The sequence below is a fragment of the Bradyrhizobium sp. 142 genome, assembly GCF_023074015.1.
In the GTDB taxonomy this organism is placed as follows: domain Bacteria; phylum Pseudomonadota; class Alphaproteobacteria; order Rhizobiales; family Xanthobacteraceae; genus Bradyrhizobium.
Window position 1 is genome coordinate 23,817 of sequence record NZ_JADPKQ010000111.1, and the last position, 10,904, is coordinate 34,720.

Below are 10,904 nucleotides of genomic sequence, written 5' to 3' on the forward strand. Positions count from 1 at the left end.
ATTGGCCGCGCCTGGACACAGCGAGCATGCAGACCGGGCGGCCGGCTCGGCCGCACAGCTGCGCGCGCGTATCGTCGGAGCGTTGCGGGCGGTGCCGATCCGCTGGCGCATCCTGTCGATCGCGGCGCTGAACTCCGCCGTGGTGGTGGTGCTGGTCGCGATGATCTGGAACGGCGCACAGGTGCTGGGCTCGGCCTGGGACGACGTGCGCCAGGTGCGGGAGTCCGACCGGATCTTGGCCCTGCTCGAAAGCGAGACCGGGCGCCTGCACAATTTGATCCACCGTTACATCAACCAGCCGAGCCCGGACCTGTTTGCCGAGATCCTGCTGCTGCGCGAGGCTGTGCTGGGCACGTTGGCCAACCGCGCCGCCAAGGACCCGATGCTTTCGGGCTCGGTCGAGGAGCTGGAGCGCTCCACCGACCGCTTCCTCAACGGCTTTGGTGACCTGCGCGGCGTGCAGGCGACCATTGCCAAGACCTATGAGGACCAGGTGCAGGGCCCGGCCAGGGACATGGCCGGCCTTTATTCCATCATCGAGGGCGCCACCGGCCACCGCGACGCCCTGATCTGGCCCTCGCTGGGCAAATCCCGCGAGGCCTTCACCGCGATGCTGGTGGCGGCGAATTCCTACTATCTGTCGCTGTCGCCGGCTGCGGCCGACGAGGCGCGGCGCAACACCGAGACGATCGAGAAGACCGTTCCGGTCATGATCGATCTCGCCGATAACGACCTCCAGCGTATGGCGCTGCAAAAGCTCGCCACCCGCACCACTGCGCTGCGCGAGGGCTTTGCAAAACTGTCCGAGCAGCTTGCCAGCCGCACCGAGCTGCTCCGCAACACCATCGACGCCAGCCAGGCCGAGGCGATCGGCGCCATCGACGACCTCTCGACCAAGATGCGCCAGCGCGAGCAGAAGGCGCAGGAAACGTTCGACCGCACGCTGGCGGACATTTCTCGTCGTGTCCTTTCCATCGCGGTGATCTTCCTCGGCATCATCCTCACCGTCGGCGTGTTGATCGCGCTGTCGATCCGTCTGCCGCTGCAGCAGATCATGGCGGCGATGCGCGCGATCACGCTCGGCGATCTCGGCCGCGAGGTGCAGGGCACCGGGGCGCGCGACGAGGTCGGGGCTATGGCGCGCGCCGTCGAAGTGTTCCGCGAGAACGCGATTGCCAAGCGCGAAACCGAGGACGAGCTGCGCGCCTCCAAGGAAAAGGCCGAGAGCGCGCTGCTTGAGCTCAACGCCGCGCAGCAGAATTTGATCGATGCCGAACGGCTCGCAGCCCTCGGCGGCCTCGTCGCCGGCGTCGCCCACGAGGTCAACAACCCCATCGGCATCAGCCTGACGGTGGCATCCAGCTTTGCCCGCCGCAGCGAGATTTTCGAGGCCCAGCTCAAGGGCGATGGCGGCCTGCGCCGCTCGCAGCTCGAGGAGTTCGTGCAGTCCTCGCGCGATGCCTCGCAGCAGCTCGTGGCCAATCTGCAGCGCGCCGGCGAGCTGATCCAGTCGTTCAAGCAGGTCGCAGTCGACCGCTCGCATGCCGAGCGCCGGCAGTTCTCATTGAGCGAAGCCACCGAGCAGATCATCGCGAGCCTGCGTCCCGTGCTGAAGCGCTCGCCGATCACGCTCCAGGTCGATGTGCCCGAGGGGCTGCTGCTCGATGGCTATCCCGGCTCTTATGGCCAGATCCTGACCAACTTGTTCCTCAACGCCGCCAACCACGCCTTCGCCGACGGCCGCTCCGGCACCATCACGATCTCGGCGCGGCCGCGCGGGGCCGACGACATCGAGATCAGCTTCGCCGACGACGGCGCCGGCATGACCTCTGACGTGCAACGCCAGGCCTTTGACCCATTCTTTACCACCCGGCGCAACGAAGGCGGCACGGGACTCGGCCTGCATATCGTCTATAACCTCGTCACCCAGCAGCTCGGGGGACGGATGATGCTGGAATCCAAGCTGGGACAAGGCACTACTTTTCGCATTATCATGCCCCGCCTCGCCAAGGGCGGCGCGCAAAGCACAGAAAGTGACGGGACTTCTCAATGGCCGAACAGGACGATGTCCTCCACCTGATCGACGATACCGGTACCGCGTCGGAGGATGCTAACGCCCGGAAATGGAAGATCGCCGTCATCGACGACGATCCGGCCGTGCATGACGGCACTCGCTTTGCGCTGTCCGACTACAGTCTCAACGGCCAGGGCCTTGAGATCCTCTCGGCCCATTCCGCGGCTGAAGGTCGCAAGCTGATGGCCGAGCACAGCGACATCGCCGCCGTGCTGCTCGACGTCATCATGGAGACCGATGTCGCCGGCCTCGAGCTGGTCGAGTTCATCCGCAACGAGATCAAGAACGAGACCGTGCGCATCATCCTGCGCACCGGACAGCCCGGCCAGGCGCCGGAACGGCGCGTGATCGTTCAATACGACATCAACGACTACAAGGCCAAGACCGAGCTCACCGCCGACAAGCTGTTCACCTCACTGACGGCGGCGCTGCGCTCCTATCAGCAGCTTGAGCGCATGGTGCAGACAAGGCGCGGGCTCGAGATCATCATCGACGCCGCCTCGACGCTGTACGACTTCAAGTCGATGCAGCGCCTCGCCGAGGGCGTGCTGACCCAGCTCGCCTCGCTGCTCAATGTCGATTGCGCCGGCATACTGGTGCTGCGCGACAACGGCGGGGTCGACCCCGAGCTCTCGGTGCTCGCCGGCAGCGGCTGCTACAGCCGCTTCATCGGCACCACCTCGTCAAAGGCGCTCGACCCCGAATTGCGCGCCATGGTCGAGGCCGCGTTCCAGCGCCGCAAGAACGAATTCGCCGACCACCGCAGCGTGATTTACTTGCGCACCGGCAGCGGCCGCGAGGTCGTGGTGCTGCTCCAGGCCGAGCGCGAGCTGTCCGAGACCGACCGCTCGCTGGTCGAGATCTTCTCCAGCCGGCTCTCGATCGCCTTCGACAACGTTATCCTCTATCAGCAGCTGCAGGACGCCAACACCCAGCTCGAGGACCGCGTCGCCCAGCGCACCCGCGCGCTGATGCAGGCCAACCGCCGCCTGTCAGCGCAATGGCTGCGACTGCAGCGCGCCAACGGCTTCAAGAACGAGATTCTGGGCACCGTCGCCCATGATTTGAAGAACCCGCTCGGCGTCATTCTCGGCCGCACCGAGATGCTGAAGGAGCTGATCTCGACCGGCGCGTCGTCGGACGGCGTGGTCGCCCAGGTCGACCATATCCGCGACGCCACCAAGCGCCTGACCACGATGGTCGATCATCTGATCTCGGACGCCATGGCCGACGCCTTCGACATCACCATCCGCCGCGAGCCGGTCGACGTCGCCGCCCTGGTCAAGGAGGTCGCCGAGGCCAACCAGCCGCTCGCCGTCAACAAGCAGCAGGCGATCAGCGTCACCGCGCCGTCCAACATCGTCACCATGTGCGACACCGACCGCATCCGCGAGGCGATCGACAATCTGATCAGCAACGCCATCAAATACTCACCGATCGGCGGCAAGATCGGCGTCGTGGTCACTCATGAGGGCAGCGACACCATCATCCGCGTCAGCGACGAGGGCGCCGGGCTGTCGCCGGAGGATCTCGGCCGATTGTTCGGCCGGTTCCAGCGGCTATCGGCGAAACCGACCGCGGGCGAGAGCTCGACGGGGCTTGGGCTTTCCATCGTCAAGCGTATTATCGACATGCACGGCGGCGAGGTCACCGCCACGAGCGACGGTCCCGGCAAGGGATCGACCTTCACCATCACGCTGCTCGCGACCCAAACGCCATGATTTGAGTGCCGAGATCCGATTGAGATGACCCAAAGCCCGCACATCATGATCGTCGACGACGAGGCCCCGGCCCGGGAGATGGTCGGCGATTACCTCAAGATGCACGGCTTCACCGTGACGCTGTGCGACGGCGGCAAGAGCCTGCGCACGGCGATCCAGGGCAGCATGCCCGATCTCGTCGTGCTCGACCTCAACATGCCCGAGGAAGACGGGCTGTCGATCATCCGGGACCTCAAGAGCCGCATCAACGTGCCGGTGATCATGCTGACGGCAACCGCGAGCCCGATCGACCGCGTGGTCGGCCTCGAGCTCGGCGCCGACGATTACGTCGCCAAGCCCTGCGAGCTGCGCGAATTGATGGCGCGCATCCGCTCGGTGTTGCGGCGGAGCACGCCGGCGAAAGCGGCGGCCAGCGAAGCGGCCGCGGCGAAATCCGACAAGGATCAGCTGGTGCGGTTCGGCACCAAATGGCTCGATCTCGAAGCCCAGGCCCTGCGCGACGACGAAGGCAACGAGCATCCGCTGACCGCATCCGAGTTCGGGCTGCTGAAAGTGTTCGCGGCCAATCCGAAGCGCGTGCTGTCGCGCGAGCGGCTGCTGGAATTGGCCAATGCGCGCGACGCCGAGGCCTTCGACCGCGCCGTCGACCTGCGCATCATGCGCATCCGCCGCAAGATCGAGCCCGACCCGACCAAGCCCGCCGTGATCCGCACCATCCGCGGCGGCGGCTATCTGTTCTCGCCGGCCGGCGAGAAGGCGTAGGGGACGCGAGGGCGTAAGGCGCGGCAAATTCCGCCGTCGTCCCGGACAAGCGCGCGGAGCAGCGCGCAGATCCGGGATCCATAGCCACCAGACGTGGTTTGGCGAAGACTCGTCGTCACCTGCTCGGGCGACGACTTCTTCCTGGGGTATGGGTCCCGGATCTGCGCGCGCTTTTGGCGCGCTTGTCCGGGACGACGGCGGAAAGTGTGGACGCGGCAGCGAACGCAAACGCCCGAAATTCGTTCCTCACCCCGCCCGATCCCTTACCCCGTATTTTCCGTACGTTGAAATTCCACGCTTTTTTGCCCCGAGTGTTTCGTCGCGATTTATCCGACGAAACAATTTAGCAGCGCACGAAACCATTTTCCGCTTTTGGTGCAGACGTCCCGAAACGTTGGCTCATTAACACTTTGGTCCAAGGAAACGCCGCTCGGTCGCGGCGCTACGGGGAGCCAGTCAATGCAGAACGTCATCGCCATCAACGCCCAAGCCAGCCAGAGCATCATTGCCGCTCAGGCGACCTCGGACGACATGCTTCTCGAAAGCATTGCCGACGGCAACCGGACGTCGATGCACATCCTTTATTGCCGGCACAATGTGCGGGTCTACCGCTTCATCCTGCGCATCGTGCGCGACGCCACCACGGCGGAAGACCTGGTCAGCCAGGTATTCCTCGACGTCTGGCGCACCGCCGGCCAATTCCAGGGCCGCTCGCAGGTTTCGACCTGGCTGCTATCGATCGCCCGCTTCAAGGCCCTGACCGCGATGCGCCAGCGCCGCTTCGAGGACATCGACCAGGAAGACGTGCGGCAGATTCCCGATAGCTGCGATACGCCGGAGACCTCGCTCGACCGCAGCGACACCAGCGCGATCCTGCGCGCCTGCGTGGCAAAACTGTCGCCCGCGCACCGCGAGATCATCACCCTCGTCTACTACCACGAGAAATCGGTAGAGGAGGTCGGGCAGATCATCGGCATCCCGCAGAGCACGGTGAAGACCCGGATGTTCTACGCGCGCAAACAACTTGCCGAGTTGCTTAAGGGCTGTGGCGTCGAGCGCTTTGCTGCCTGAAACTCAAGGATTTCAAAGGGATGGGCCTGCGCCTGCAAGCCTGTCCCGGACACGGAAGTGTTACCGCCGACGAAACAATTGAAACGAAGCACAACATCAGGCGGAAAAACTTCCTCCCTATAAAGCTCACACACGGTTTTGCTTAAACCTCCCAAGACCTCCAGCGACCCGGATGGGATGCCCCCCTCCGGGTCGTTTTGTGTTTGGGGGATTTGTCTAAGTGGCGGCAGGCTCTCGCCGCGCGCTCCCGCGCCGGCGGGTGAGGGCTTTTTCCTCTTGGGAAGTGTCCCATTGCGGAGACACCCCCACCCCGGCTCTCCCCCGCAAGCGGGAGAGAGGGGCGCACCGTCGACGCGGCAAAGGCCAGCCCGTCACGAACGTGTGACGCTGCGTAACAACTGACGCATCCATCCCGAACAGCCCTCGTGACCCCATTCACGAGTGGCGCGATGCTCGATCTGATCTTTGCTGTCCTTGCCGGTGTCCTCACCATCGCCGCGCCCTGCACGCTGCCGATGCTGCCGATCCTGCTCGGCGCCTCGATCGGGCGCAGCTCGCATTTGCGGCCCGCGATGATCGCGCTCGGCTTCGTGCTTTCGTTCTCGGCGACCGCGTTGCTGCTCGGCGCAATCACGCGGCTGTTCGACTTCGATCCGAACGTGCTGCGCTCGGCGGCGTCGCTCCTGCTGCTCGGCTTCGGCCTGTTGATGCTGTGGCCGGCGCCGTTCGAATGGCTGTCGGTCCGGTTCAATGGCTGGCTCGATCTCGGCAACGCCGGCACCACGCAGCGCGATGGCGCGTTTGGCGGCCTCGTGCTCGGCACCACGCTCGGCCTGGTGTGGACGCCCTGCGCCGGCCCGGTGCTCGGCTCGATCCTGACGCTGGTGGCGACCTCGAAGAACCTCGCCTGGGCCGGCACGCTGTTGCTCGCCTATGCCATCGGCGCGGCGATTCCGATGCTGGCGATCGCCTATGGCGGGCAGGCCGCGACCACGCGCGTGCGCAGCCTGGCGCGGATCTCGCCGCGCCTGCAGCAGGGCTTTGGCGTCGTCGTGATCGCATTCGCCCTCGCCGCCTACTTTCAATACGACACGCTGATCGTGGCGTGGCTCACCGGATTCTATCCCACCGGCCAGGTCGGCCTGTGACCATCCCATCGCAACGGAGGAAGCTTCCATGACCCTCAAACTGCTCGCGGTATCCCCCGCGCTGATCGGCATCGCTGTCACCGGCGCCGTCATTCCCGGCATCTGCGACGAGGCTGCGCGCGCAGCGCCGATGGTGACCGCTGCCGCCGCGCAGGAGACTGCGCCCGACTTCACCGGCATTACCGACTGGTTCAACTCGAGACCACTGAGCATCGCCGACCTCCGCGGCAAGGTCGTGCTGGTGGACTTCTGGACCTATGGCTGCGTCAACTGCGTCAACACGCTGCCGCATGTCACCGAGCTCTACGCCAAGTACAAAGACCGCGGCCTGGTCGTGGTCGGCGTGCACACGCCGGAATTCCCGTTCGAGCGCTCCGCTTCCAATGTGCAGGCCGCGCTGAAGCGTCACGGCATCACCTATCCGGTGGCGCAGGACAATGATTCGAAGACCTGGAACGCCTATCGTAACCGCTACTGGCCGGCGCAATACATCATCGACCAGAACGGCAAGATCGTGTTCCAGCACGAGGGCGAAGGCAGCTACGACCAGATCGACCGCACCGTGGCGCGGCTGCTGAACGCCAGCAGCTGATGTCGCCTGCGCTGGCTCACGTTGTTGCTTGACTCCACGGACCCGTCCGTGGAGTTTCGCAACCGACGGAATTCAGCCGCCCGACATGGACGACCCGATCCCCAGCAACGACATCCGCCTTCGTGAAGGCTCCTCGATCGCGCAGCGGCTGGTCATAGCCGGCTCTGCGGCTGCCGTTGCGCTCTGTTTCACGCCGGGCCTGTTCACGCACGATGCGCTGGAAGTGATCATCTCCGTATGCGCGCTCTTGGTGGGAGCGGCGTTCGTCGGCGCCGTCATGCTTGCACCGGCGGTGGTGTGGATCATCACGCCGGATGAGATCCTGATCGGGCAGCAACGGCCCTTCGGCAGGCTCCGCACCAGGGTCGTCGGAAAAGACGACATCAGGGGGCTCCAGGTTGCCGGCAGCAAGGCGGCCAAAGCCCGTTTCCAACTGGCCTTCACGCTTGCCTCCGGTGAACGGCTGACGTCACCACCGATCTCCGATGTCACGCATGTTCGTGACACCGTTGCCCGGATCGCCGCGCAGTTCGACGTTCCCGACGTCGAGGCGCCAAGCAATCCGCTCGATGCCAGCAATCCCGAGATGCAGCTCGGCGAACCCCTCGAGCCGTTTTCCGCAAGGGACATCCGAATCGTTGCACTGATCGCCGTCGCACTGTCTGCCATTCCCTACGCCTACAAGCTCTGGCGCGGGTTGTCGCCGAGCCATGTCGATATCCTGCTGCTGCCGATCGGCGTGATCGCCGCGTTCTCCGTCTACCGATACGCCAACCTCGTGACCGGCGCGTTCTGGATCATCCGTGAGGCGGACATCCGCGTCGAACGCTTATGGGGTGACGGTAGCTTGCGCGCCGACCATATCGAGGGCCACGATGTGAAGGCGATCACGGTGGACCGCCGGGGCCGGTCCGAGGACGAGCACTGCATCGTCGTGATCAGATTGCAGTCCGGAGGGAGGTTTCGCAGCCCCCGCATCGGCTCGCGGCTTGAGGCGCGCGCCGTGGCCGCTGAAATCGTCCGGCGGCTCGGGATCGCGCCGGAGAATAGCCGGATCTAGCTGGCATCCAGTGCCAATTGTTGAAGTTGATCGCACCGCGAGTTCGGTCTGACCTCTCCCGCTTGCGGGAGAGGTCGGCGCGTAGCGCCGGGTGAGGGCTCTCTCCACATCGGGAGGCCCTATTGCGGAGACACCCTCTCCCGCAAGCGGGAGAGGGAGCGCACCGCCGCCTTCGGTGGCAATCTATGCTTTTCGCGCCATCCCCTGTTTGTGGCATTGCCGAGCCTCGTCAAAAAACCAAAGCATTCTCGTGACATACCAGCTGGGCGCGCCATCAACTTGCCACGAAGGTGCCCCTGAGTTCAGATGGTTCCGAATGATTTGCGCTGTGGCAGCGGGGAGAGCTTGAAATGACGGATTTTCGTCGCCTGACTGGGGCGTTGGTTGCTGCGATGGGGCTGATCGTGTCCGCGTCGCAAGTCTCCGCCCAGCAGCCGGACCGCGGCGACGAGCCAGGCCTGGTCGCCGACGACGCCTACGAGCTCGATCCCGAATGGCAGAAGCAGGTGGTTTACTTCCGCACGACTGAAGCACCGGGCACCATCATCATCTCGACCTCCGAGCGCCACCTCTATCTGGTGCAGCCGGGCGGGCGCGCGATCCGCTACGGCATCGGCGTCGGACGTGACGGCTTTCAGTGGCAGGGCCTGCTAAACATTGCCAACAAGAAGGAATGGCCGGACTGGACGCCGCCGCCGGAGATGATCCAGCGCCAGCCCTATCTGCCGCGCTTTATGGCCGGCGGCCCCGGCAATCCGCTCGGCGCCCGCGCCATGTATCTCGGCACCACTGTCTATCGCATCCACGGCACCAACCGTCCCGACACGATCGGCACCAAGGTCTCATCGGGCTGCTTCCGGTTGGTCAACCACGACGTGGCCGACCTCTACGATCGCGTTCCCGTCGGCACCAAGGTGGTGGTGCGGCAGAAGCCCGAGCTCTGAGGGTTATAGTTTGAGCATGATCTTCTCGGGAAACCGCTTCGCGCTTTTTCGGATCATGCTCTCCGCCTTCGTCCAAATTCCTTTTCCCGATATTTTCGCGAGAGAGACATGATGCGCACATTTCGAGGCGGCCTGCTGATCGGGCTCGCGGTTGCCGTGCTGGTCGGCGCCCTGGCGATGATCTATGAGTTCTACGACACCCGCACCTTGAAGCGCACCGTTCGCCGCGGCGAGGTGTTGTGCGGCGTCAACAAGGGCCTGCCGGGCTTCTCGATTCCGGACGACAAGGGCAACTGGACCGGCTTCGACGTCGATTTCTGCCGCGCGGTGGCGGCGGCGATCTTCAACGATCCGGCCAAGGCCAAGTTCGTTCCGCTCGACGCCAGCGAGCGCTTCAAGGAATTGCAGAGCCGGAAAGTGGACATCCTCTCGCGCAACTCGACCTGGAGCATGGCGCGCGAGCTCGACTACGACCTCTACTTCCCGGCGGTGGCCTATTACGACGGCGCAGGCTTCATGCTGCCGCGCGCGCGCAACAAGGAGACCGCGCTGGAGCTGACTGGCAGCAAGGTCTGCGTGCAGTCCGGAACCACCACGGCGCTCAACGTCGCCGACTACTTCCGTGCCAACAACATGAAGTATGACGAGGTGAAGTTCGACAAGCTCGACGACGTCGTCAAGGCCTACGACACCGGCAAGTGCGATACGCTGACCGCCGACGTATCCCAGCTCTACGCGCTGCGGCTGAACCTGTCCAAGCCAGGCGACCACATGATCCTGCCGGACATGATCTCCAAGGAGCCGCTTGCACCCGTGGTGCGCCAGCGCGACGACGACTGGATGATGATCGTGAAGTGGACGCTCTACGCGATGATCAACGCAGAAGAGCTCGGCGTCAGCTCGGAGAACATCGACGAGGCCCTGAAGTCGAAGAAGCCCGAGGTGATGCGGCTGGTCGGCACTGAAGGCAATTACGGCGAGCAGCTCGGCCTCACCAAGGACTGGGTTGTCCGCATCATCCGCCACGTCGGCAATTACAGCGAGATGTACGAGCGCAATATCGGCGAGAAGTCCAAGCTGAAGATCCCGCGCGGCATGAACCAGCTCTGGAACGCCGGCGGCGTGCAATACGCGCCGCCGGTAAGGTAAGAGGTCTCTCCGCCGTCATTGCGAGCGAAGCGAAGCAATCCAGAATCTTTCCGCGATGACAGTCCGGATTGCTTCGCTGCGCTCGCAATGACGAGCTTGGGGCGAGCGCTATCCACCCTCTCGTGGCCGTAGCCCGCATGAGCGAAGCGACATGCGGGTCAGCGCTCGCGACATCCCCGGATCTCGCTTCGCTCATCCGGGCTTGTATGGGGATGTGGTTGTCAAGGGGAATGATTGATCAGGGCATGCTTTGCTCATGGTTGTTGGTGTGGAGTGCGATGCACTCGCGATGGCGTTTTCGTTCCGATGGTTGACCGCTGCGCCAGACGCAGCCGCGGTCAAGGCTGGCCGCAGGCCACCGCCGGAGGCGGCGCGTAGCGGCC

9 protein-coding genes are annotated in these 10,904 nt (G+C 64.5%); all 9 read left to right on the forward strand.

The annotated features are described in order from the left end of the window. The first annotated feature begins 1 nt into the window (after position 1). The 9 genes from IVA82_RS11545 to IVA82_RS11585 all read left to right on the forward strand — a co-directional run bounded on the left by IVA82_RS11545 (position 2) and on the right by IVA82_RS11585 (position 10,521). Entirely contained in the window at positions 2 to 2,080 is a 2,079-nt protein-coding gene (locus IVA82_RS11545) for a HAMP domain-containing sensor histidine kinase (protein ID WP_247389115.1), read from the forward strand. Next, positions 2,050 to 3,795: a DUF3369 domain-containing protein gene (locus tag IVA82_RS11550; RefSeq protein WP_247389116.1), complete on the forward strand. Its 1,746-nt coding sequence runs from the start codon at positions 2,050 to 2,052 to the stop codon at positions 3,793 to 3,795. The genes IVA82_RS11545 and IVA82_RS11550 overlap by 31 nt, the downstream gene beginning before the upstream one ends. A 24-nt stretch (positions 3,796 to 3,819) precedes the next feature. Further along, a complete protein-coding gene (locus IVA82_RS11555) occupies positions 3,820 to 4,557 on the forward strand; it encodes a response regulator (RefSeq protein ID WP_247389117.1) in 738 nt (245 codons plus the stop codon). Between the two features lie 459 nt (positions 4,558 to 5,016). After that, positions 5,017 to 5,628, forward strand: coding sequence for a sigma-70 family RNA polymerase sigma factor (locus tag IVA82_RS11560; RefSeq protein ID WP_148745334.1), 612 nt, complete (start codon positions 5,017 to 5,019; stop codon positions 5,626 to 5,628). 449 nt (positions 5,629 to 6,077) lie between these two features. Continuing rightward, positions 6,078 to 6,776, forward strand: coding sequence for a cytochrome c biogenesis CcdA family protein (locus tag IVA82_RS11565; RefSeq protein ID WP_247389118.1), 699 nt, complete (start codon positions 6,078 to 6,080; stop codon positions 6,774 to 6,776). A 28-nt stretch (positions 6,777 to 6,804) separates the two neighbouring features. After that, complete coding sequence (locus IVA82_RS11570; protein ID WP_247389119.1) at positions 6,805 to 7,368, forward strand: thioredoxin family protein; 564 nt, start codon at positions 6,805 to 6,807, stop codon at positions 7,366 to 7,368. A gap of 85 nt (positions 7,369 to 7,453) precedes the next feature. Then, positions 7,454 to 8,428 carry a hypothetical protein gene (locus tag IVA82_RS11575; RefSeq protein WP_247389120.1) on the forward strand — a complete coding sequence of 325 codons (975 nt, stop codon included), beginning with the start codon at positions 7,454 to 7,456 and terminating at the stop codon, positions 8,426 to 8,428. Positions 8,429 to 8,778: 350 nt separating this feature from the next. Further along, on the forward strand, positions 8,779 to 9,372 hold the full coding sequence (locus tag IVA82_RS11580) for a L,D-transpeptidase (RefSeq protein WP_247389121.1): 594 nt from the start codon (positions 8,779 to 8,781) through the stop codon (positions 9,370 to 9,372). A gap of 111 nt (positions 9,373 to 9,483) precedes the next feature. Further along, entirely contained in the window at positions 9,484 to 10,521 is a 1,038-nt protein-coding gene (locus tag IVA82_RS11585; RefSeq protein WP_247389122.1) for an amino acid ABC transporter substrate-binding protein, read from the forward strand. Positions 10,522 to 10,904: the final 383 nt, after the last annotated feature.